The sequence below is a fragment of the Dictyobacter kobayashii genome (genome assembly GCF_003967555.1).
Taxonomy (GTDB): domain Bacteria; phylum Chloroflexota; class Ktedonobacteria; order Ktedonobacterales; family Ktedonobacteraceae; genus Dictyobacter; species Dictyobacter kobayashii.
On the sequence record NZ_BIFS01000001.1, the window covers coordinates 689,954 to 713,806 of the forward strand.

Sequence of the window (23,853 nt, forward strand, 5' to 3'; positions counted from 1 at the left end):
CTTATTAAAGATCACCCCAAAAGACAAAACAGGCAAGCATCCTGGTGTGCTCTTTCATGCATAGAAACAGAGAGATCATCAAAAATATTCCCTTCAGGACTCTAATGCAGCTTATTTCCTAACCACAAGGAGGAAAACAGAAAGGCAGTAAGAAGCATGTTAGTTTGCATCTTACTGCCTTCTGGTGGTATAAAATCAAGCTTTGGAATGAGAGCTACACAGCTCACGCTTTAGAGGTCTGCACCAGACTCTCATCAACTGTTTCTTTCTCACCCTCGCCCGGCATCTTGATCTGTTCGATACGACCCAGGAGGAAGACAAAACAGAGAATACCGACGATGAGAATGGCGCCCGCAATCAGGAAGTTGGCGGCAAATGAGTTGGTCTTATCAATCACCAGGCCAGCAACAATCGGTGCAACAATGCCCGAGAGGTTGCCCATAAGATTCATAATACTACCCACAGAACCAACGGTGCCCTTGGGCGCGATGATACTTGGCAGACTCCATGCTACCGGGGCAGCAAAGGCCAGACCGCCAATGGCGATACTGATCCAGATGGTAGCCACAGTAGCATCAGTGGTAAAAGCGGCTCCGATTACAGCCAGACCGAGCAACATACCGATAGTCACTATCGTTTTGCGTACTTTGGTAGCGTCATAACCGCGCGCGATTAAGGCATCTACCAGCACGCCACCGATAACCAGATCGGTAATTGTTGCTACAATCCAGGGAATAATCGTGTACCAACCACTTTTCAGAACGGACATGTGCAGAGATTTCTGCAGATAGCCAGGTAACCAGGTTAGAAACAGATAAAACGAATAGTTGTAGGCCGCAAAGCCAAGGCTTAAACCCCAGACCTTTGGCTGGCGCAATAAGAACCCGAAATTAGCGACAGCGTTGGTTGGAGCAACCTTCTCAGGCTGCGCGCCCCCTTCAACGATGTAGCGATGCTCTTCCTCCGAGAGCGACTTTGACTCACAGGGATCTTTATAAAAGATCCAGTAGAGGATTGCATAAACGACATTGATGATCCCTGTCACCACAAAGGCTGCTCTCCATCCATGGCCCGCCACAACAAATGCCATGAGCGGGGCTCCAATTACTGAAGAGAACTTGGCGGCCGCATCGAAAGCCGATGTTGCCAGGCCACGCTCCTTAATGGGGAACCAGTAACCGGTTGCCTTGGAAGCACCAGGAAACACTGGAGCCTCTCCAATACCGAGCAGGATACGAGACAAAAGGATCAATCCAAAACCACTGACAATACCAGTCATGAACGTGGCTAACGCCCAGATAAAACTACCTATGCGATTTAGCCACCGGACCCCAAAACGGTCCAACCATGCACCGACAGGGAGCTGCAAAAGAGCATAGCTCCAAAGGAATGAAGAAAGAATCAGACCAGTCTGAAAGTTTGAGAGCCCAAGCTCTTTTTCAAGTGGAGTAAGCGCAACCGATATATTTACACGATCCAGGTAATTAACAATAATTCCTAGACTTAACAGGCTCGCAATGCCCCAACGCACATTCCCAACGCGTTTTTCCATTGTAAATTAACCTCCATATAAACCCATCACAGGGTACCTCCACTGTAGCACAAACCCTACAACACAACAATATGATTTTTTATACTAAAAGAAGATTCTTGCCATATAACTAAAACCCATAACACATAAATAGAATATCTTTCTAATAGCGACTGTGATACGACTTATGAGCGCTCTCTACTATATTTTTTATAAAGTAAAAGGCTTCTACCTGGTGCTTCACATGCAGGGCTTTTTCATATTCTTCTTTGACGCCTGCGGCGCCGGTTTGGGGTGTGGAGTGTGTATGTGGTGGGTGGCTGCAGCCGCCCACCACATACACACTCCACACTTAAAAGAATGGAGATCGTATCCCTTGCTCGTGATCTCTGGACGAACATGAAAAAGCCCTGCTTCACATACAACGAAATTGACATATCGGCGCCATTTCTTTATGCTGTGGACAACGTGACGCAGGGCGGGCAGACCAACGTAAAATGAACCTGTCACGCACAAGGGAAAATTAGAAAAGAAAGAAGAGAAGATCAATGGCGGTATATTTTGTGGTTGATATCAAGGTGCATGATCCCCAGCTCTACGAAGACTATCGCAAACAGGTCGGCGCGACCCTGGAAAAATATGGTGGAAAATTTCTGATACGTGGGGGAGCATTTGAGGTGATCGAGGGCGAATGGCCACTACAACGCCTGGTTATGCTGGAATTTGCGGATACAGCACAATTCAAACGCTGGTATAGCTCACCCGAATATAGCAGGATCAGAGAGATCCGCTTCCAGGCTTCAGATGCGCGAGCCATATTGGTCCAGGGCGTCGATTAAGCATGCCTCTGCACGCCCAGCAGTTCGGCAGTGGCGAGAGCCATAATTTTGATGGAGACAAGCAGGTCGGCGATGGCCAGAGATTCATCGACGATGTGGGCCTGCGTAATTTCACCGGGACCATAGATGATGCATTGTTCGATACCAGCGTTTTGTACCACAAAACGCTGGTCGTCTGTACCCGGGCTGCAAACATAACCCGGTGCGCGCCCCAGGATATGCTGGATGGCAGATGCGAAGGACTGGACAAGTGGAGTCTCGGCGCTAACCCAGGTAGGAGCAGCCGCATAGCGCTCCTTATACTCATAACGGAAATCTGGAATGGTCTGGACGCGCCGTTCTAATATATCCCAGAGCTCCTGCCGGGCATCTGCCAGGCTTTCGCTGGTAACCAGGCGGCGATCAAATGCTACGCAGCAGCTATCGGGCACACTGTTAACGTTGGTGCCGCCCTGAATGACATTGAAAGAGAGACTGGCCGCGTTAGCGGTAGCGGGCACAACAGGATAGTGATTCTGGCGCTGGCGTAGTCGCGGAGCGAGCTGACCCGTCACTTCATCAATAAAGCCGGCCATGTGTTCCAACGCGTTGACACCTTGAGCAGGCGTACTGCCATGGGATTGGCGACCAATGGTCTGGATCTCCCCCCAGATAGCCCCGCGATGTCCCAGGCAAATATTATCGATATTTAATGGTTCGGTAATTACCACATAGTCAGTGCGTTCAGACGAGATCAGGCCGCGTTCGACCAGCAGGCCCATCCCAGCATTGCGGTTACCGGTGCTCTCTTCATCCACCACCCCACTTTGCTCAACGGTTCCCTGTAGCTGCAGGCCCGCGCGCCTGATCGCCTCGACGGCATAGACCTGGGCGGCAATACCACCTTTCATGTCTGCCGCGCCACGACCATAAACACGACCAGCACGTACCTCGCCACCAAAAGGCGGTGTCGACCAATCCATGCCAACCGGCACTACATCCATATGACCATTGAAATGGATAACTGGGGAAGATTGTGGGCCAGGTAGGCGTCCAAGTACATTGGTACGCGGCAACCCCTCACCATACGGGGCCAACTCCGCATTTTCAGCGGCAGATAAAGTAATATATTCAACCTGGTAACCCAGCGCGGCTAGACGCTCCCCGATATAACTGGCACACTCTGGATAAGCTACGCCCGGAGGATTAATACTAGGAATCCGCAGCATTCCTTGCAAGAAATCGATAGCCTCTTCAATCAAGGAGTCCGCAGCACTAATAATCGCTTGCTTATCCTCAGGTCGTAAAATATCTGGCATATATAAAACTCCACAAGAGTGCTTAGTGAACAAGGCCAATATCAGATAGACCTCTACTATATAGCATACAGTAGCCGATGCTAGCGACTGACCAGCAAGTTTACGCCAACTAGAATAACACAGACAAAAATTGTCAGTGTCAATGCCAGCACATCAAAACGAGCGAAGTGCAGGGCGCGCAGTTTGGTGCGGTGCCAACCAGCATGGCTACCATAGCAACGAGCCTCCATGGCAACATTGAGTACTTTGACCTTTTTAAAGCCGCTGACAAACAGCGGAATCAACAACAGCGATAGCTTAGAGACACGTTGAAAGAGATTTCCCTGGTCAAAATTAAGTCCACGGGCCGCCTGCGCCTTCATCAAACGTTCAACTTCAGTCACAAATATGGGTATAAATTTCAAGGCGATTACCAGCACCATCACAAATGCATTAATCGGAATACCAATCTTCTGCAACGGCGCAGCCAGAACCTCCATACCATCGGTCAAATCTACCATCGAAGTCGTAAAAGAGAGCATGGCGGCCAGATAATAGAGAAAGAGTACGCGCACAATAGTCAGTATGCTATTGATGATGCCCTGCCAGGTAATACCCAACACCCACCAGTGCCAGAGCCACTGGGGCGCTTTGGGAGGTACATAGAATAGTACTTCAAACACAAAAGCAATCAGCAAGAAGATAATAAAGGGCCGCAAGCTGCGCAGAACGTAGCCGATTGAAATACGCGAAAGCTGGTGTAGCACAACACAGAATAGCAAGCAGAGCGCAAAAGCCTGAAAGGTGCTCAGGTAGGAGGTCAATCCGATCAGCAACACAGCACAGATCAACTTGGCCCGTGGGTCCATACGCGCCAGCGGGGAACCATTATTGACATATTGCCCAAAGGTTACATAACGAGAAAGCTCAATCATAGCCACCACTCTTACAAAGACACTGATTCTATTTTAAAGAGAAAAAGTCAGCTCAAAGGACACGGGAACACGCTTTCAGTAGCTCCGCTTCCAGTTCTGCACGATCCAGCACAGCGGTACGCAAGGTTGGCAACTGCGAACGTAGCGCAAGCGCGATCTGCGCAGCTTCAGGCAAGGCGATATCCAGGGCACGTAACTCAGCAGCTCGCGCCAGTGTCTCACGCGGCGTCCCACTAAAGACCAGGCTTCCTTTATCCAATACATGAATAGTATCCACCAGTTCGATGACATCTTTCAGGCTACTGGATGCATAGATAATCGTCAGTCCTGTGCGTTGCTTAAGCGCCTGGATCAAAGCAAAAAGTTCATTGCGCCCACGTGGATCAAGGCCAGCCATCGGCTCATCAAAAATGATCACCTTTGGTTGCAGGGCCAGCACCCCGGCAATCGCCACCCGGCGCTTTTGCCCTCCACTCAACGCATAAGTATAACGCGTGCGAAAATCCTCATAGGGCAGACCGACCGCCTCTAACGATTCCTGCACCAGGCGCCGCGATTCGGCCAGAGGTACCTTGCGCTGGCGTGGCCCAAACGAGACATCCTTCCCCACCGTCTCCTCAAAAATCTGTGACTCAGGAGACTGAAAGACCACCCCAACCTGAGAACGAATACGCGTCAATTTAAAAGATTTAGCGGCCGTATCAGTGCCTTCAAAATAGAATAAGCCGGAAGACGGCTTATTGAGGCCAGCCAGCAGATCAATCAGGGTTGACTTGCCGGCACCAGTCGGGCCAACCAGGCCAACCGCACTACCTGGAGTGATGGTTAAAGCCAGTTGCTGCAAAGCCACCAGGGCAAAAGGAGTTCCACTCCTATGAATATAGGAAACATCTTTTAGGGTAAAGAGAGCCGCCCTTCCCTCTTCACCAACCGTCAACTCAGGTGGAGAAGGGCTTACAGCGCTTTGCGCAGAGCCATCCACATCATTAACCGCGGCACGATCCCCCTGATTAATAGACTCAACAGATAAAGCAAGTTGGTCGGGAGTTAATACCACATCCGGAAGCTGAGACCAGCCCTGCGCGCGTAGCGTTTGTCCAACGTGCGTCACCATCGGCACATCAAGCCCGACAGCCTGTAGTTCGGCTACGCGTGCAAAGACTTGCGCTGGCGTACCATCCATTAAGATCCGACCAGCATCCATTACAATCACCCGGTCAAACGAGACAATCTCTGACATAAAATGAGTAATATGGATGACCGCGATGCCCTGCTCATGCGCCAGCTTCTGAATTGTGCTCAGAAGCTGCTGGGCGGTATGGCCGGAGATCATGGTAGTTGGTTCATCCAGGATCAAATAGCGCGGCCGCATCGCCAGTACTCCGGCAATAGCCACACGCTGTTTGAGGCTGACCGACAATTCACTGATCGCCATCTGCGCATAGGTTTCCAGGTCCAGCGTCTGCATAGCTTCCTGCACACGTACAGCAATCTCCGCGCGTGGCAAACCCAGATTTTCCGGACCAAAGGCAATCTCATCAATTACGGTACTGGCGATCAATTGATCATCAGGATTTTGAAAGACTACCCCGACATGTTGCCGAATGGTCCAGATATCTTCTCCGCCAGCATCGGTACGCAGATCATCCACCAGCACAGAACCAGCCTGGGGAATCAAAATAGCGGCCAGCAATTTGGTGAGCGTGCTCTTGCCCGACCCATTATGTCCGATAATGGCGACCGTTTCCCCTTCACGAATGGTCAGGGAGATATCTTGCAACGCAGGAGGAACGTCCTGTTCTTCCTGCGCGCTATAGTTAAATGTAGCGTTCTTGATTTCAATCATAATTAATAAGGCAGTTGATCACGTGGCTTGGTGTCAGGAGCATGGACAAGGCGCGCCTCTAGAATATAGAAGATACGTACCAGGATAACGGTCAGGATGGCAGCGATAATCGCTTCAATGATAGATTGCACTAGCACGATTGGAATAATGACCTGCGCGGGAAAATAGCCGCGAATAATCAAAGCGCTCACAACCAGAATGGTATTGGTTGCCGCGCCTACAAAACCTGCCGCCGCCGCCGCCAGGTCTCGGTTGATGCGCACCAGGCCAGCAAAGGTAGCCCAGGCCGTCAGGCCAATAAAGAGACGCGGCAGAATAGCCACAGTCGGATCCTTGAAAAAAGGCACGGTCGCGCGGAAGAAGCTGAGCACGCCAAAGATTAAACCTGAAATAAGACCAACGATCGGACCAGCAATGACGCCACCAACAATAGTTGGAATATGCTCGATAGTTGCACTACCGATTGCATTGGGAAGGGGGATAAAACCAAGGTTTGGTACCACCCCAAGAATAATAGTGATGGCAGCCAGCACACCTGCAATGATGATGCGTTCCGTAGTCAAAGACCAGGGACGAGTAGTGGAAGGATTAGCGCTAACGTTACTCACATTCATGCTCCTTCGGAAAGAAAATCAGCTTTCAAATAAAAACTGCTTGCTCAAACTAAATTAGCAAACATGCTCAGATGGACAGCAAACATTCCGAAAATAATGACTGCATTCCTAATGGATGTCACAAGCTTACACAACTAGCTCATCACTTGTCAATATTTGCTAACAAAACAAAAGAAAAAACTTAATAATTTAAAAAGAGAAAACAAAGACAATAAACACAAAAATATTTTTAGCTGGATAAATATAAAAGAGGGGCCGTCCAATAATTATCATGGACAGTCCCTCTGTACTATCTGCTTATTGATCAAAACAGCAGACCTGGATTAAAAGCGGTCTAGGCAAGATCGAGCATGCGCTGGAGGGCCACACGGGCCCAGTGAGCGGTTTCTTCATCGACACTGATCTGATTAATGACATTGCCGTCCAGTAGCTCCTCCAACACCCAGGCCACGTAAGCCGGGTGAATGCGGTACATGGTTGAGCACGGACAAACAATCGGGTCGAGACAAAAGATGAACTTATCAGGATTCTCTTGCGCGATACGATGGACCAGGTTGATTTCAGTGGCTACCGCCCACTGACTACCAGCCGGGGCCTTCTCGATCTGCTCGATGATGTATTCGGTCGAACCGTAGAGATCGGCAGCGTTGACAACTTCCTGGCGACATTCAGGATGTACAATCACATTGATGCCAGGATAATCGATACGCGCCTTCTCAATCTGCTCAACGCTAAAACGCATATGCGTCGAGCAGTGGCCCTTCCAGAGGATAATTTTGGAATTGGCCAATACTTCTTCTGCATCATCAAAGGCCATGGGATCTTTGGGGTCCCAGACTACCATCTGGTCCGCCGCAATCCCGTAGTGGGCCGCGGTGTTGCGTCCCAGGTGTTGATCCGGGAAGAAAAGCACACGTTTGCCCTGCTTGAATGCCCAGTCAATGACCTTAGGGGCGTTCGAGGAGGTGCAGACGATACCGCCGTTGGCGCCACAGAATGCTTTCAGGTTAGCAGCCGAGTTCATGTAGGTCACTGGAATAATGCCAGCGTCATCTCCCAGGGTCTCGTGCAACAGCTCCCAGCATTCTTCGACCTCGGCAATGTTCGCCATATCGGCCATCGAACAACCAGCAGCGGGATTGGGCAGAATAACCTTCTGATGTGGCTCGCTGAGCACATCGGCACTTTCAGCCATAAAATGGACACCGCAGAAGACAATATAATCGGCGTTCTTGCGTTTAGAGGCCAGTTGGGCCAGCTTAAACGAGTCGCCGCGATAGTCCGCGTACTTGATAATCTCATCACGCTGATAGTGGTGGCCCAGAATAACCAGGCGCTCACCCAGCGCAGCACGGGCCGCGCTGATACGCCGATCTAATTCCTCCCCCCCATCTCAGCATAGAACAAAGGTATCGTGTCTACGCGCTTTGAAAGATCATAGCGAGCACGCTTTTGCGGATTCAGCAATGGTAACACATGTGTTTCCTGGCTTACTGCACACTCGGTCTTTACAGCCATGGGTTTGCTCCTTCAGAAAATGCTTCATGCAAACTCTAGAGAGATATTAAAATTAGGCGCTGAGTGCGTCAGGGCACCAAGCGAGATAAAATCTACACCAGTGGCAGCGACTGCGATTAAACGCTCAGTATTGGTTCCAATATCACCAGACGCTTCTATTAATATGCGGGGAGCCTCACGGCGAATTACATCCACCGCCTGGCGCATTTGCTCGACTGTCATATTGTCCAATAGAATAACATCAGCGCCAGCTTCCACTGCAGTATGTACCTCAGCCAACGTTTCACATTCAACTTCAATTTTGAGCAGATGGGGAGCCGATTGCCGAGCCGCTGCTACCGCAGCCTTAATACCACCTGCCGCTTTAATATGATTATCTTTGATTAAGACACCATCATTGAGACCAAAGCGGTGATTATGTCCACCACCCAGTTGAACGGCTATCTTCTCCAGTGCGCGCAGTCCCGGCGTTGTCTTACGGGTATCGATTATCCGCGTCTGCGCACCTTCAATAGCCCGCACACATTGTGCAGTCAGGGTGGCAATGCCAGAAAGGCGGCCCAGGAAATTGAGGGCCACACGCTCAGCGCTCAAAAGCGAACGAGCCGGTCCCTTTAGAAGCAGCAGGTTTTCATTGGCCTGCACAGACGCTCCATCCTGCACCAATTGTTGGACCTGAATGCGCTCATCCATTTGCCGAAACACTTCAATGGCCACAGCAACACCTGCCACAACCCCCGGCTTACGCGCCAGGATACGCGCCTCAGACCATTGGTCATCCGGCACCGTGCTCAGAGTCGTAATATCGGCAAAGGCTCCATCTTCTTCCAACGCCTTTTTAATCAGATCTACAGGTGGGTTATACATACGAGCAAGCCTCCTTCTGCCGGTCCATTGATCCATAAGGATCAATGCGCAGAGGCACAAAAGCAAGATGCTGGGCGGCCAGATGAGCATCCGAAGATTGGTAATCCAGGCGCCAGTGACTGCCCCGACTCTCGCGCCGCTCAAGGGCGGCGGTAATCACAAGTTCAGACACAAGCAGCATATTCAAAGTCTCTAAAGAACTGGTATCGTGTTCAACATTCTGGGCCAGTGCAGTACGCAGCTCCTGGATCTGCTGCTTCGCTTCTAGCAGTCCTGCCTGATCCCGACACAGTGAAGCATATTGCCACATAAGGTGCCGTACCTTACGGCGCACCTGTGCTGTTGACAGATCGTGCAACTGAGCAGATGACAAAACATCTGCTGTACTCAAGGCATCATCATAAGTCGAAACATATGCCGAACGATACAAGGATGATGTGTGCATAGATACATCCACACCGTCTATCTGTACCAGATGATCGGCAATGCGAATACCATAGACCAGGCCCTCTAACAGCGAGTTGCTGGCCAGACGATTAGCGCCATGAACGCCAGTACAGGAAACTTCGCCAACGGCATAGAGACCATCCACAGTTGTGCGACCATAAGTATCCACCAGTACACCACCCATACAATAGTGGGCGGCTGGCGCGATCGGCAACAAATCGGTCGCCAGATCGAGGCCATATTGCTGGCAGAAGGCAGAAATGGTCGGGAAGCGAGCGCGCATCTTCTCCGCGGGCAAGTGCCGCAGGTCAAGATACTGACAATCAGTCTGCTCGTTCAGCATCTCATTCAAGATCGCACGCGCAACCACATCACGCGGAGCCAGCTCCTCCTGAGAGCTATAGCGGGGCATGAAACGCTCACCCGCATGATTGCGGAGATACGCTCCCTCACCACGCACAGCCTCGGAAATCAGATGTGAAGCACCATCAGCCACCATCACAGTCGGATGAAACTGCATAAATTCCAGGTCGGTCAGTGCGGCACCAGCCTGCCAGGCCAGCGCCAACCCATCAGCCGTCGCGCCCGCCGGATTCGAGGTATGTAGCCAGAGGCCACCAGCCCCCCATTCGCCAGCACAACAGCCTGAGCCTCCAGATCGAAGGTCTCTCCATTACGGCGTGTCGCTTGCAAACCCACACAGCGACCAGCGCGCATAATCAGTTTCTGTACAAAGGTCTCTTCATATAATTCAATCGAGGAACGCGCTTGAACAGCGGCAGTAAGAGCGCGTTCGATCTCAGCGCCCGTCGCATCACCACCCGCGTGCAACACACGCCAGCGACAATGGGCACCCTCACGGCCTAACAGCAGCCCATCGGGTGTTGTATGAGCATCTTCACCAGGCTGCGCCCGATCGAACTGGACCCCCATTTCGATCAACCAGCGTACAGCAGCCGGAGCCTGCTCAACCAGGATACGCACCGCATCCTCATCACACAATCCAGCGCCAGCAGCCAATGTATCCTGCAAATGGAGCTCGGGGCTATCATCATCCCCTAACGCTACCGCAAGACCACCTTGAGCGTACCGTGTATTACTCTCACCGAGCTGGCCCTTTGTAAAAAGCGCCACACGCACATGCTCAGGTAAACGCAAGGCCACCGAAAGTCCCGCGATGCCACCACCAATGATAGCAACATCAAACGGTTGGCTGTGAGTCATGCCTTATTCTCCTTCGAATAAGTGTAACTTGTACACTTACGACTCAGACAAAAAAGAAAAGGTGTTTTCTATACACTAAGTCATACCTTTGGTGTAGAGTGTACCCTATTTTGGAGCGTTTGTCCATGCCAGATCGTGCGAATCTGGCACTCCTCTCAAATTTCCTTGTCTAGAGTGGAAGGTCCAGTAAAGCGCCAGTAACGTGCTGGCGCTTTACTTTGGATCTCTTTACCTACCTGGTAGTGTGTATGTGCATCATTTGCCCGGGATGAAAATGATGCCAATGATGGCGATAAGGTAAGTGCATAAGACGGTGGTTGAGTCGATGCCAAGGCGATGGAAAAGCTGTTTGGGCTGACGGAAGATGAGGCCATAGATGTAAACGGCCGTAAGGAGGCAACCCAGACTGGCCAGATAGATGTCACTCTTCTGGGCCTGGGGCAGCACCGCCTGGCCCGAGAGAAGATCAGCCAGGATGAAAAGGACCGGTAAGAAGGCATTGCCACCAAAGATGTCGCTGAAGGCCAGTTCGTAATCCCCAATCCAGGTGGATTGGAGTCCCGTTGAGATCTCCGGTAGCGAGGTGGCGGCGGCAAGGACGGTGGCGCCAAAGAGTACTCCGCTCAAGCCAGTGTCTTTGGCGATAGCATCACCACTAAACTCGAGGGCCGCACCAGCAATCAATGTGATCACAGACGCCATGATGAAAATTAATAGCGCACGCCCGGTTGAGGTTTTTTGCTTTTTCTCTTTCTCTTTTTGCTGCTTTCTACTATCCTGTGGCGATAAATTTAGCTTACTATCCTGCTCTTTAATTTGCCAGGGCAAATCTTTGCGAGCCTTACTTAAGAGCCAGAGTCCGACCAGCCAGACAACAAGGATAAGTAGAGCAGAGGGAGACATACGCAAAAAGGCCACCCCTTGAGGTAACTGTGTACCCATAATGGAGATGACAAGCACCGCAATCACCAGAATACCTTCCAAAGAGAGCTCAATTGAAGAGGCAAGGTGAGAGAGGGCATCTTTACGCCGGGCGCCAAAGGCATCCAGGATTACCAATACAACTGTCTGTAGCGCGATACCACCCAGGATATTGCCGGTTGCGATGTCAAGATTGTGGGTCAACCCGGCGGTCGCGGTAATGGCGATTTCTGGTAAGTTGGTGGCAATAGCCAGGAGAATCAACCCGCCCAACGCCTGTCCTAGATGAAAGCGGTCAGAGAGGATATCAGTGCTATTGGAGAGTTGGATGCCGGCTATCCAGACAGCGATAGCAGCAACAATAAAAATTGCAATAAGAGCTACTAAAGGGAGTGATTGGAACATTGGAATTCCCCTTTTTAATTCCGCTAGATATATGCTCAAGCATGACATAAGAGCAATGAATAGAACAATGGAAATGCTGCCTTCTATACGCTATTGATCAGGCATTGTGATACAAGACAATATTGATGGCAGGCTTGCCGGGGCAAGGCTCTCTCTTGCTGAGCGCAATTAACGCAATGCGGTAGACCACAAACGGCAATGCGAGCACGTTACCGCTTGTGGTCTGGTTTAAAAGTGTTTGGGAGAGGAGAAGAAGTCTTGCAGAACCAGGCAGCCCGCACCACGCGCCCAGGATTCGATGGTGGTATTTTTCTCGCAGATAATTTGGAGATTTTTCCCGAGCTGCGAAAAGGTGTGTTGCGTCAAGGCATTTGTCATTGTTGTGGATAGGAGGGAAAGCAGATGTTCACCTTCGTTACAAATAATGAGGCATTCTGGATTGAAAAGATTGACCAGGGAGGCCAGACCATTGCCTAAATAAGTGCCAGTCACTTCAAAAGCCTGTAAAGCATCCTGATCTCCTTGAAGGGCCAACTCAACCAGTTGCTCTATAGAAATAGTAGATACAGCAGAGTGAGAAGCATTAGAGCGGGCCGCGATTTCAGCGTAGGTGCGCACAATCCCGTGATCAGAGACGTAGGCTTCAAGGCATCCGGGGTTACCACATTCACAGATCCGTCCTTCAGCACCAAAAGGAATATGGCCAAATTCTGCACCCAGCCCTTGCGATCCGCGAAACGGGATATCGCGAATAATGGCCGCCATCCCCAGTCCGCGTCCAATGGTTACCAGTAGAAAGTCGTGGTACATCTGGCCACTTCTAAATAGCCGTTCATAACAGATCAGACAATTGACCGCGTTATCCACAAAAACGGGCAGCGCAAAATGCTCTTGCAATGGTGGACCAATCGTAACATTGTGCCAGTTCAGGATCCAGCTATCCACCACCACCCCCAGTTGTGTATTAACACAGCCAGAAACACCACAGCCCAGGCCCAAAATTTTGTTGCGTGGCACCTGGGTACGTTCAATAAAGGCATCGACACTCGTGATCATCCATTCGATCGCATGGTTGGCATTACTACGAAACTGGGCTTCATAGTGCTCTATCGATACAATATTGCCATGAAGGTTCAGCAAAACAATTACCAGTTCGTACTCGCGAATCTCCAGGCCAATCACATATCCGCCCTCCGGATAAATTTCTAATAGTTCAGCTTTACGGCCTCCGGTCGATTGTGTCTCGCCCGTCTCTACAATGAGCTGTTGTTCTATGAGACTCGCAGTCATGCCAAAGATCGTGCCTTGACTTAAACCAGATAGGCGCCGCAACTCAGTTCGCGAAACTGGCGCGTGCACACGAATCAGATTAAGTAAGGTATTCTGATTAATCTTTTGCATCATCTTGCGATCTACTGGTGGGACCTGCCGATACATATGTTAATCCTTTACCAACAATTACCAAAAAACAATTATATAGTCATATCTTGCTACGCATATCAATGTTTAAGAACTATCATTTTCATGAAGTCTATTTTAATCATTGACAAAAAAAAGTATAGATGTTATGCTTGGTTTTGACAAGTAGCAGAGAATATTCACGGTTTAGTTGTCATTAGAAGCTAAAGGGAACATAATGGGATGTTACCTCTTGCTTCATCGTTATGCCAGACGGATGAAAGCTGTACTGGACAACAAAGAACCAGAAGAGTATTCCCCAGATGGGTAATCCTTCCCCCCATCGATGTGCTCTTTAATAAAACAGAAGAAGTATTCACATCATAATTGAAAATAAGCTGTGTTGTCTTAATGCATTGGCGTCTTAAGATAATATTGCTTTTCTTTATATTCCATAAAATAATGCGTCATGTCATATAGGTGCATTGATATTTTATGGAAGTATGAACTTCTACTATTTTTTTTATTTAGGTAATACACAGATGTATTACGAGGCAAGGAGACTAAAAATGGGTCAGAGCCAATACCTTCCCACCTCACTCTCTCGTCGTCGCTTTCTCCAATACTCTGGTGGTCTGGCGCTCAGTGGTTCACTCTTAGCGGCTTGCGCAGGTACGGGTGCATCCACTCCAAGCAGCACAAATAACAACCTGCCCAATCTTACCCAATGGTATCATGTTTATGGCGAAACCGGTACTCATGAAGCAGTGCTTAAATATGCCAAAGACTATACCAAGGCTAATGTCAAAGTTAGCTGGGTACCCGGCGTCGGAAACGAATATGGCGATAAAGTACGCGCGGCCTTGCTCGGCTCAAATCCACCCGATGTATTTGAGCTAGGAGGTCCTACCGTAGACCAGGTCAAAGCTGGCTTGATTGAGCCTTTGGATGACATTATTGCCGATGTCAAGAGCGATTTCCTGGAAGCCTCGCTGAAACCATTGACCATCAATGGCCATATCTATGCGATTAAAATGATCAATGATCCAACCTTCATCTACTATCGCAAGAGTCTGTTCCAGAAGGCAAATATTACCGATACCCCAAAAACGATCGACGAGCTTATCACGGTCGCAAAAAAACTGACCGCAGGCACCGTTAAAGGTATCTATGTGGGTCCCGATGGCGGTGTAGACGCATTCCATCAGATTGCCGGTTGGGCCTCCGGTGGCGACTTTATCTCTGCGGATAATAAGATTATCTTTAACAATGACCGCATGGGCGCTATCTACGAGAAGCTCCATGAACTGTATACCTCTGGTGCATTGCTGCCAGATGCTCCAGACTTCTGGTGGAATCCAGCTCCTTTTAAAAATGGTAGTGTCGCGATGCAGTGGTGCGGTCTATGGGCCATGCCTGAAATTAAAGTTGCCCTGGGTGATGACTTTGGTATCTTCCCCTTCCCGCTCTTGATGCCCAGAGCAAACCTGCTACAGTAGATGGTGGCTGGGCAGAAATGGTCGCGGCCAAAGGCAAAAATGTCGCGGCTGCCAAAGCCTATGTTAAATCTCTCTGGATCGATAATGCTGCCATTCAGAAAGATTGGAACGTTGGTTATGGCTTCCATGTTCCTCCACGTGTCAGTATCTCGGCTCAGACTGATAAACTCAAAACAGGGACCGCAGCTGAAGCCGTGGATATCCTGAACAAGTATGGGCACGCGATGACTCCATACTGGGATTCCGCGATGGATAGCGCCCTGGTGGATGCTGTCACCAATATCATCAAAAAAGGTGTCAACGGTAAAACAGAACTGGATAAAGCAGCCGACAAATGTAATACCGAGCTGCAGAAACTGCTCTAAACGCACCTATCGGTACTGACTATTGAAAGGCCGCAGGAAAAACGGCCTTGCCAATCCTCGGCACTTTCAGTAGTAGTGAAAGGAACCATACAAGCAACTGGTGGTTCCTTTCTTCCTCTTTACGCATCTACATGCCGTATACCGTTCAAGATTATTTTTACCGTGAGGCAAGACATCTGTTTTTAACGCAACATGGACGAGATGTCGCCATAAATATTGCAAAAAGGTAGAATCAATGAAGTCCCTGAGTACCCCTTCTAATTCAGAGGTGTTGACTCTGCGCAATGATAAAAAAGAGCGTATACAAAGGACACGGCGCATAAACCAGAAAACAGCGCTGGCCTTCTGGAGTTTTGTCGCACCTCTTATTCTTGGTCTGATAGTATTCTTCTATATTCCTATCATCTGGGCGGTGGTGCTAAGTTTCGCCGATGCTCGCGCCACCATCACGCCCACCCATTTTGTGGGCCTGCAAAACTACATTGAGATGCTCAATGATAGAACCTTTACCGGTACATTAGGCACCTTCACCGTTTTTGCCATTTTCATTGTACCGACCACCTTCATCTTTTCGCTGGGCCTGGCATTACTGGTCAATAGCGTTAAATTCGGACAGGGCTTTTTCCGCTCAGTCTTTTTCTTGCCGACAGCCTGCTCTTATGTCCTGGCCTCAGTCGTCTGGCGCGCCAGCCTCTTCCAGGGCACTTTTTATGGGATCGCTAATCGCATTCTCTATCTATTTCACATTGATCCGATCGCCTGGACTTCTAGTCCAACACCTCCCTGGTTCTGGCTGGTGCTGGTAACGGTGCGCCTCTGGCTACAGGTGGGAGTCTATATGATCATCTTCATCGCTGGCCTGCAAGATATTCCACGCGAGCTATATGAAGCTGCCTATGTCGATGGCGCCAGGCGCGGTTGGCAAACATTTAGCGCGATTACCTTTCCCTTACTACGTAATGCATCCATCTCAGTACTCTTGCTCAATGTGATCGCTGCCTTCCAGGCCTTTGATGAGTTCTTTAATATTCTTTTTGGTGGTAATGCGAATCTGGCCCGTACCCCATTGATCTACCTCTATCAGGTAGCTCTAAATAACCAGGATTATGGACTTGGTAGCGCAGGTGCGATCATCCTGACCATTATCATTGTGATCTTTACCTTGATTCAAGGAAAATTCCTGGGTTTTGGCACTAGAGATTAGTCTGTACAACACACGACTAACAGATAGTATGTCCGCACCTGAATGCATGCAATTGTAGCAAAAAAGGAATGATGTAATGGCAACCCTTGTTACTCAACAACCCGAGAGGTCAAAGCCAACGCAACCCGCCCATCAGCAGGAAAAATTATTAGTGCAGTTGTACGCTATGGTATTTTGATTATCCTGGCGTTCTTATTCATACTGCCTTTCTATATTATGGTTCGCAATGGCTTCATGACCGAGGCGCAGGTTACCTCACCAACCTCGCCCTTTATTCCCACCAGCCTGCATTTTGAAAATATAACCGAGCTCTTCAGAGATCCGGAGGTACCATTTGTCGATGGTATGGTCAACTCAGCAGTGATCTCTATCCTGCAAACCTTCGGGCAGATCCTTATCTGTATGCTGGCTGGCTATGGACTGGCTCGCATCCCCTATCGCTGGGCAAATGTGATCTTCTATTCTATCCTGGCAACCCTGATGATTCCGTTCGCGGTCATCTTTGAACCGGTCTATGTCATTGTCTCTTATCTACACTGGGTCAGTACACTACAAGGACTGGTCGTGCCAGGTATCTTTAGTGGCTTTACGACTTTCCTTTTCCGCCAGTTCTTCCTTAGTTTTCCTCATGAATTAGAAGAGGCGGGGCGCGTAGATGGCCTGGGCTACTGGGGTATCTTCTGGCGTATCGTGGTGCCCAATTCTACCGGTATTATAGCCGCCTTGAGCGTGATCTCCTTTATCGCTGGCTGGAATGCCTTCCTCTGGCCATTGATTATTGGACAGGATCAATCCGCCTGGACGATCCAGGTTGTCATCTCCAATTTCTTGAACTCACAGGATGTCAATCTCCACGAGCTCTTCCTGAGCACAGTCATCGCCATTCTCCCCTGGTGGTCATCTTCTTCTTCCTGCAACGCTTTATTGTCGAAGGTTATCGACAAAGCGGCCTCAAAGGGTAAGAAGTAAGATATTTACGGGCATAAAAAAGAGGCAGGCCAGTGTGTGGAGCACTGGCCTGCCTCCCGGAGGTTCCCCAAGGGCCAAAGTCGAAGTAGTATGTTAGGATTTAATGGCACCGGCAACACCATTGATGAAATAGCGCTGCAGGAAGATGAATACGATCATAATCGGTGCCAGGGTGATAACTGCACCAGCGGTGAGATAGGTCCAGTTGGTGGAGTTTTGTCCAATGAAGGCATACATGCCAACGGCCAGGGTACGCAATTCCGGTACACCTAGCGTGAAGACCAATGGAATAAAGAAACTATTCCAGGCTCCGATAAAGGTGAAGAGGGCAACGGTGGCTAGCATAGGACCAGCCAGCGGAAACATGATCTGCCAGAAACGCTGATTGAAACCAGCACCATCGACACGGGCCGCATCCTCGATCTCACGATCCATTGATGAGAAGTAACCAATAAAGAGAAAGGTGCTAAAAATTAGCCCACCTGCTGTCTGCACCAGGATAATCGAGGTGAGGTTATTTAATAGGCCCAGACGCTGGATCAGGTCAAAGATGGGCAAAATGGTATAGCCATGTGGCAAGAAGAGGGTTAGCCCGATCAGGCCGAACAATAAATTCTTGCCAGGAAAGTTTGTACGCGCAACGGCATAGCCAGCCATCGAGGTGAAGAGCAGTACAAAGACTACGGTCAGGCTAGAGACGACAAGCGTATTAATAAAGTACTGGCCAAAGGAGGCTTCATTCCAGGCTGAGGGATAGTTACCCCATTCGATCTGTTTTGGAAATATATTTAAACCCTCATCAAAGAAATCCTGATTGGTCTTTAGCGAACTTCCCAACATCCACAGGAAAGGATAAATCCAGACCAAGCCGCCAAGTAGGAGAATAAGATGGGTGAGCCACATCGATTTGCCCACGCGCCGTCTACGAGGGCGCGCCACAGCTCCTTTTTGGGAGATAACAGACATTGTTTCTTTCCTCTCTAGGATACAAGTTCGCGCTGGCGTCTAACGTAACGAACAATCAACAATTGGAGGGCGGAAAAGGCCATGAGAATCAGGCCATAGAAGAATGATGCAGCCGAAGCAAAACCAATATTTGGCTCAACCGCTACACGCGATGCGCCCCCAAAGGCCTGGTGGAAGATATATGTATTAACAACTTCAGTCGCGTTATATGGGCCACCATCCGTCATTACCATGACCAGGTCAAAAACCTGCAGGCTACCCAGAATCGCCAGGATGACAATGACCAGGCCCACAGCGCGCAACATAGGGATAGTAATATAAAAGAAGCGTCCAAAACTGTTGGCCCCATCAATAGTAGCCGCCTCGTACATTTCAGTTGGGATGGTTTGTAGTCCAGCCAAAAAATAGACCAAGTTATATCCCAGCGTATTCCAGATACCCACCGCGATAATGATGCCAAGAGCAAAACGCGGATCACCTAAAAAGTCAATCTGATCGTGGATCAGGTGTATGTTTATCAAAAATTGATTGATATTGTCGCCAAAGTTTGAGACGATTAATTGAACCACAACGCCGATGACTGCAGCCGAGGTCACAGCCGGAATAAAATAGACCGAGCGGTAGAAGGTAGAAAATTTTAGTTTGGGGTTATTCAATACCAGGGCTAAGGCCAGCGCCAGCGCCAGCTGGACCGGGACCAGCACCGCTGTGTAAATCAAGGTATGTAAGAACGAGCCCCAGAAAATGGAGTCGTGCATTACACGCGTAAAATTGTCAAAGCCCACAAAGTTAGAGGGGTCGCCAATACCATTCCATTGATATAATGTGTAGCCCAATGAAGCAAATGTGGGATAGATAGTAAACGCTAGAATCAGGATCACCAGCGGGGCAATGTAGAGATATGACCAACCGTTGGCCATGATATCCTGCCAGATTGTCCGCTTGAGTGGTGCGCGCTGGCGAGATGCTGCTGGTGTACCCGAGGGTTTAGAAGGCAGCGTCGGTGCTTGCATACAATCTCTTTCCTTTACACATCAGCAGGTCAGGTGGGAGGAACATTTTGTTAGCCTATGTGCGTTTGTTGGCTTTTTCACTCCGACGCAAAACCTGTGTCAGGTACATATTTTTCTACTGGTTTCGCTTTTTTACTTTATGCTGCGCCATCTGCAAGGGCTGCTGAAAAACAGCCGCTCGCTAGCCCAGATACATCAGGGGAAACGGCAGAAGAGAGATCCTCTGCACGCTCCCCATTTCAGCCTTAAGCGGTAACTATGAGGCGGGTTTTGTAATGTAGGGCTTGGTCAGATCCCAGTCCGCAAAGACATAGTCACTGTCACTTACTTTAATGCCCTTCGCTTGCGCTTGTTTAATTCCATCATCCTGAGCCTTTTGCATGCGTCCCTGCAGATCAGTCAGGGCACTCTGCAGATCAGAAATCTGACCTGTGTAATAACCAACTGCCAGATCGCCAAAGTCAGGCTTGACACCTTGAACCTGTACATTAGAGGTCAATGGATTACGCACCGTCGGGTCAGGAGCCGGCAAGACCAGCTTGGAGGTCGCAACATATTGCCCAAAGGGTTTAAATTTCACCAGGGCAGGATCATTATTCTGCTGGAAGATTGAGAGGTCCTCACCCAGGGCAACCCAACGCTTACCAGCTGCAGGGCTATATATCCAATCAAACCAGGCCCAGGACTCATCAGGATGTTTGGTCTTAGATGAGATAGCAACAAAGGTACCACCAGGGGTATAAGGGAAGTAACCTTTAGGGGTGGGATCTGGCGACAACAGTGTAGTCAGGGTATAGTCGGTGAAATTGTGCTGGGTCCACTCTGGCTGATTCCAGACACCTCCAACGGTCATACCAAACTTGCCACGCTCAAAGTAGGCACGGGCTACCTCATCGGTCAGGCTGATCGAGTTGGGATGGAAGTAGCCTTTCGTCTTCCACTCTTTAAAGAGGGTCAGAAAATCAGAATAATTACGATCCGTGCCAAAAGTATATTTACCAGTACGATAATCTATGCCATATGCACCACCAGGGCTACCGGCACCCAGGACAAAAACGTGGATCCACCAGAACAAGAGGTTAAAGGCACTATTGCCAAAACCAAGGCCATATGTGCTGCCACCGCTCTTTTTGGTAATTGTCTCAGCGGCATGGGTTACATCATCCCAGGTCTTGGGAACAAACACACTTCCATCAGCGTTGACCAGGCCGGCATCTTTAAAAACCTTGTTGTTGATATAGAGCTGTAACCAGGGGGCCGTACCGCTGAAAGGTGCTGAATAAAGCTTTCCCTTAAACTCATTACTACCTTCGTGGAAAGTGCCAGCTGGGAATTTCGCACGCCATGCGCTGTTGGCCCATTTATCGACTGGCAAAAACCAGCCCTGGTCAACCTGGATATTAAGATTCGGCTTCTGGGGTATCATCGAGACATCTGGCTGGTTACCACTCTTGACCGCCAGTGCATACAGGTTGTCAAATGTACCAGAAGCCTGAGTTGTCTTCTTAACTTTAATACTTGGATTTGCCTTCTGGAATAAGGCGATCTCAGCATCTACCCACGGGCCTGGGTGACAAACCAATCCCAGTATTTCAATGTAACGGTAGACGAAGAGCTACCTGAAGTGCCACCACAGGCAGCCAATGCGCTTCCTAACGTGGCGGCGCCAGCTGTGGCGGCCGCGGTTTGCAGAAAGCTGCGGCGATTCATACGCGCAAAATCACTCATAACAGAACTTGCTCCTTTGCTCTAAGAAAATAAGAACAGGACAAATATGCCAGACAAACGCTTCTTCTGCAGACAAGTATTTTCCTGTCAGCACACTCAACTGCATCGAAAAAACACCAGGTTAAGGAATATATATCTATCAGTTATGACCACAGCAGAACCATGATCATAAACGGAACACGCGCTCTGTTCTAAAACAGAGATAAGCTATAAGGTCCTAATGATTTCAAGGTGTGCCGAAAAAGGTAAAAAAAGTAAACGATTACCAGGCAACATGCCTGCAATCTTATTCCGGAAGGTGATAAATGCTAAAATTTCGATTTATTGGCCAAGCGTGTCCTACCACAGGATATAACCGCTGTATCCTTAAGATAAGGACTGAAGGAGAGATCTATTTCATAGGGAAATAGACAGCTGTCACGATAACAAGAAATACTGCAAGACATGCTTATGCTCCTTAGCACTCAGCTCATCAGCGCCTCTGCAATGAAAACGCCAATATTTTTCAAGATCCTATACCTGATTATCAGGGGTGATGGTATAGGACTAGAACAGATAAGAGAAAACCATCATGGCTTCGAGTGTTCTACTTTTATCCAGTAAAAGAAAAATGATTTAACAAAAGGCGCATCCACGCGCTTATTAATCTTTAACTTCTACTTTCCTTGCATTATTTTCCGATCAGGCCGATCAAATATATAATTTCATGGTCTGGCGATACTGTGATCGTTCGTTTACCCATAAAATTGAGACGGTTAAAAAAAACAAGAAGATTTGTCTACTCTTCTTCAACGACTCATGTCCTAGTACAAGTATAAAATAGACATTTATTTATTGTCAAGAGTTTACTACTCAAATCCAGATTATCCTATAAAAATATCACTATCTTCTCCAAAGAAACCCAAATACACCTCTAAATACCATAATAAGGTTATATTGCGCGGATAATAGAGAAGATATTGAAGAAGTACTTTTGTATAAATGCGAGAAAAGAGAAGCCAGCTAAAAAAGCTTGACAAGATTTCAGACTCAAACTTATAATTGTTCTAGGACAGCTGTAGCATCAGAAACTCCATCGCTATCCAACAGACAAAAGATTGTTGAGAGTGACGTTGAAACCACAACTCAAAGCAGAAACAAAAGTCGAGGTCATCTATAAACTGTTGCGTGACCTGGCTTTTGCCCAGGGACCTAGCGCAAAATTGCCCACTATCCGCCATTTATGTGATGAACTGGGTACAACACGCGTAACGCTCAGTGAGGCACTCAATAAATTAGAGGCTGAACAAATCCTATATCGCAAGGAACGCCAGGGGATCTTTGTATCGCCCACGATCTATCACAAATCCATTGGTATTATCTTCGATTCATCCTTACTTGCAGGGCCCGCAGCTTCACCAATCTGGAGCATGCTATGGATTAGCTTAGAACAAGAAGCATTGCAACGAACTTCCTATCGGGATGAAATCTGTACTTTTCGCTTTGTCAAACCTCTCAACAATCACATAAATTCACTTCCGCCTGAAATTGTGGAGATGATTGAGGCCAGGAAGTTTCATGGTCTGCTGAGCATTGGTATTAATACCCTGCAGGGCAATTCTAATGCTGATATGAGTATCCCTTGCGTTACATTCGCCGCCAATGGCTATTGGAATATCACACTTGATACGAAAGAACTGGGCGGATGGCGACCTTAGCCCTGGTACAGCAAAATTGCAAGCGCATCGGCATCTGGGCTCCAACCATGCAATATCCTTATCTAGAAGATAATAATCCTGTACTGGCAATGCGGCAAGTGCTGGCAGAACGCAAGATACCCTATTATCCAGAATTTACCAGGCAATCCTATATTCCGCCTTCACAAAGGCCTCTAACATTACAAGAGCAAGGCTATTTGCTGGCGAAAGAGGTGTTTGGTGAATTCAATCCAGTCAAACCAGATGGTATTTTTATTTCGAACGATATGATGACTGATGGGGCGCTGGTGGCACTGGAAGAATTGGGCGTCAGCATTGGAAAAGATATTCATATCGTTACCCATGCCAATGCTGGATCCCCAATCTTATTTGGACGCACCAAAAATATGACTGTTTTTGAGTTTGACCCGGCCTACATAGTCCAGGCCATGTTCTCTCTCTTAGATAAACTCATGCTGGATCCCGCACTTTCTGATACTACGATCAGCCTGCGTCCTCAACTACGCCAATATCCCTCCTTCCCAACGACACCCTGATACTTAAAGAAGGTAGTTTTTCCTACTTTATTTAAAAATGCGAGATCACAATTC

Annotated in this window: 20 protein-coding genes and 2 pseudogenes; 7 read left to right on the forward strand and 15 right to left on the reverse strand. The window is 48.7% G+C overall.

What is annotated here, in order from left to right:
• Positions 1-223 precede the first annotated feature (223 nt).
• A complete protein-coding gene (locus tag EL645_RS03055) occupies positions 224-1,552 on the reverse strand; it encodes an MFS transporter (RefSeq protein ID WP_126548672.1) in 1,329 nt (442 codons plus the stop codon).
• Positions 1,553-2,079: 527 nt separating this feature from the next.
• On the opposite strand from EL645_RS03055, the gene EL645_RS03060 reads away from it, so the two are divergent.
• Positions 2,080-2,370 carry a DUF1330 domain-containing protein gene (locus EL645_RS03060; RefSeq protein WP_126548673.1) on the forward strand — a complete coding sequence of 97 codons (291 nt, stop codon included), beginning with the start codon at positions 2,080-2,082 and terminating at the stop codon, positions 2,368-2,370.
• Here the strand turns inward: EL645_RS03060 and EL645_RS03065 are convergent.
• The 10 genes and pseudogenes from EL645_RS03065 to EL645_RS03105 form a co-directional block, all read right to left on the reverse strand.
• On the reverse strand, positions 2,367-3,668 hold the full coding sequence (locus tag EL645_RS03065; protein WP_126548674.1) for an ArgE/DapE family deacylase: 1,302 nt from the start codon (positions 3,666-3,668) through the stop codon (positions 2,367-2,369). The two genes, EL645_RS03060 and EL645_RS03065, sit on opposite strands and share 4 nt — an antisense overlap.
• 80 nt (positions 3,669-3,748) lie before the next feature.
• Positions 3,749-4,582 (reverse strand): energy-coupling factor transporter transmembrane component T family protein, encoded by an 834-nt coding sequence (locus EL645_RS03070; RefSeq protein WP_126548675.1) that lies wholly within the window; start codon positions 4,580-4,582, stop codon positions 3,749-3,751.
• A gap of 52 nt (positions 4,583-4,634) precedes the next feature.
• Entirely contained in the window at positions 4,635-6,428 is a 1,794-nt protein-coding gene (locus EL645_RS42300) for an ABC transporter ATP-binding protein (RefSeq protein ID WP_170207711.1), read from the reverse strand.
• 2 nt (positions 6,429-6,430) lie between these two features.
• Complete coding sequence (locus EL645_RS03080) at positions 6,431-7,036, reverse strand: ECF transporter S component (protein ID WP_218031694.1); 606 nt, start codon at positions 7,034-7,036, stop codon at positions 6,431-6,433.
• A gap of 340 nt (positions 7,037-7,376) precedes the next feature.
• Positions 7,377-8,426, reverse strand: a pseudogene (gene nadA, locus EL645_RS03085) (quinolinate synthase NadA); the annotation flags it as partial.
• 158 nt (positions 8,427-8,584) lie between these two features.
• Complete coding sequence (gene nadC / locus EL645_RS03090; protein WP_126548678.1) at positions 8,585-9,427, reverse strand: carboxylating nicotinate-nucleotide diphosphorylase; 843 nt, start codon at positions 9,425-9,427, stop codon at positions 8,585-8,587.
• Positions 9,420-10,442, reverse strand: coding sequence for an L-aspartate oxidase (locus EL645_RS43845; RefSeq protein WP_281276256.1), 1,023 nt, complete (start codon positions 10,440-10,442; stop codon positions 9,420-9,422). Before EL645_RS43845 ends, nadC begins: the two co-directional genes overlap by 8 nt.
• Positions 10,409-11,098 carry an FAD-dependent oxidoreductase gene (locus EL645_RS43850; protein ID WP_281276257.1) on the reverse strand — a complete coding sequence of 230 codons (690 nt, stop codon included), beginning with the start codon at positions 11,096-11,098 and terminating at the stop codon, positions 10,409-10,411. The genes EL645_RS43845 and EL645_RS43850 overlap by 34 nt, the downstream gene beginning before the upstream one ends.
• 255 nt (positions 11,099-11,353) lie before the next feature.
• Positions 11,354-12,424 carry a sodium:calcium antiporter gene (locus EL645_RS03100; protein ID WP_126548679.1) on the reverse strand — a complete coding sequence of 357 codons (1,071 nt, stop codon included), beginning with the start codon at positions 12,422-12,424 and terminating at the stop codon, positions 11,354-11,356.
• Positions 12,425-12,652: 228 nt separating this feature from the next.
• Positions 12,653-13,861: an ROK family protein gene (locus EL645_RS03105; protein WP_126548680.1), complete on the reverse strand. Its 1,209-nt coding sequence runs from the start codon at positions 13,859-13,861 to the stop codon at positions 12,653-12,655.
• Between the two features lie 530 nt (positions 13,862-14,391).
• Between EL645_RS03105 and EL645_RS03110 the strand changes: the two genes are divergently transcribed.
• The 4 genes and pseudogenes from EL645_RS03110 (at position 14,392) to EL645_RS03120 (ending at position 17,852) form a co-directional block, all read left to right on the forward strand.
• Positions 14,392-15,321: an ABC transporter substrate-binding protein gene (locus EL645_RS03110; RefSeq protein WP_246035261.1), complete on the forward strand. Its 930-nt coding sequence runs from the start codon at positions 14,392-14,394 to the stop codon at positions 15,319-15,321.
• A 17-nt stretch (positions 15,322-15,338) separates the two neighbouring features.
• The gene (locus EL645_RS42310) at positions 15,339-15,686 is read left to right on the forward strand and encodes a hypothetical protein (protein WP_246035262.1); all 348 of its coding nucleotides are present in this window, start codon (positions 15,339-15,341) and stop codon (positions 15,684-15,686) included.
• Positions 15,687-15,930: 244 nt separating this feature from the next.
• A complete protein-coding gene (locus tag EL645_RS03115; RefSeq protein WP_371865716.1) occupies positions 15,931-16,890 on the forward strand; it encodes a carbohydrate ABC transporter permease in 960 nt (319 codons plus the stop codon).
• A gap of 147 nt (positions 16,891-17,037) precedes the next feature.
• Positions 17,038-17,852, forward strand: a pseudogene (locus EL645_RS03120) (carbohydrate ABC transporter permease).
• Positions 17,853-17,952: 100 nt separating this feature from the next.
• Here the strand turns inward: EL645_RS03120 and EL645_RS03125 are convergent.
• The 4 genes from EL645_RS03125 to EL645_RS40580 form a co-directional block, all read right to left on the reverse strand.
• Positions 17,953-18,825: a carbohydrate ABC transporter permease gene (locus EL645_RS03125; RefSeq protein ID WP_126548682.1), complete on the reverse strand. Its 873-nt coding sequence runs from the start codon at positions 18,823-18,825 to the stop codon at positions 17,953-17,955.
• Positions 18,826-18,839: 14 nt separating this feature from the next.
• Entirely contained in the window at positions 18,840-19,838 is a 999-nt protein-coding gene (locus EL645_RS03130) for a carbohydrate ABC transporter permease (protein WP_126548683.1), read from the reverse strand.
• 256 nt (positions 19,839-20,094) lie between these two features.
• On the reverse strand, positions 20,095-21,420 hold the full coding sequence (locus EL645_RS03135) for an ABC transporter substrate-binding protein (RefSeq protein WP_218031696.1): 1,326 nt from the start codon (positions 21,418-21,420) through the stop codon (positions 20,095-20,097).
• Entirely contained in the window at positions 21,393-21,566 is a 174-nt protein-coding gene (locus EL645_RS40580) for a twin-arginine translocation signal domain-containing protein (protein ID WP_218031697.1), read from the reverse strand. The genes EL645_RS03135 and EL645_RS40580 overlap by 28 nt, the downstream gene beginning before the upstream one ends.
• A gap of 1,106 nt (positions 21,567-22,672) precedes the next feature.
• Between EL645_RS40580 and EL645_RS03140 the strand changes: the two genes are divergently transcribed.
• Both EL645_RS03140 and EL645_RS03145 read left to right on the forward strand, forming a co-directional pair.
• Positions 22,673-23,263 carry a winged helix-turn-helix domain-containing protein gene (locus tag EL645_RS03140; protein WP_218031698.1) on the forward strand — a complete coding sequence of 197 codons (591 nt, stop codon included), beginning with the start codon at positions 22,673-22,675 and terminating at the stop codon, positions 23,261-23,263.
• Entirely contained in the window at positions 23,251-23,799 is a 549-nt protein-coding gene (locus EL645_RS03145) for a substrate-binding domain-containing protein (protein WP_126548684.1), read from the forward strand. The genes EL645_RS03140 and EL645_RS03145 overlap by 13 nt, the downstream gene beginning before the upstream one ends.
• Positions 23,800-23,853: the final 54 nt, after the last annotated feature.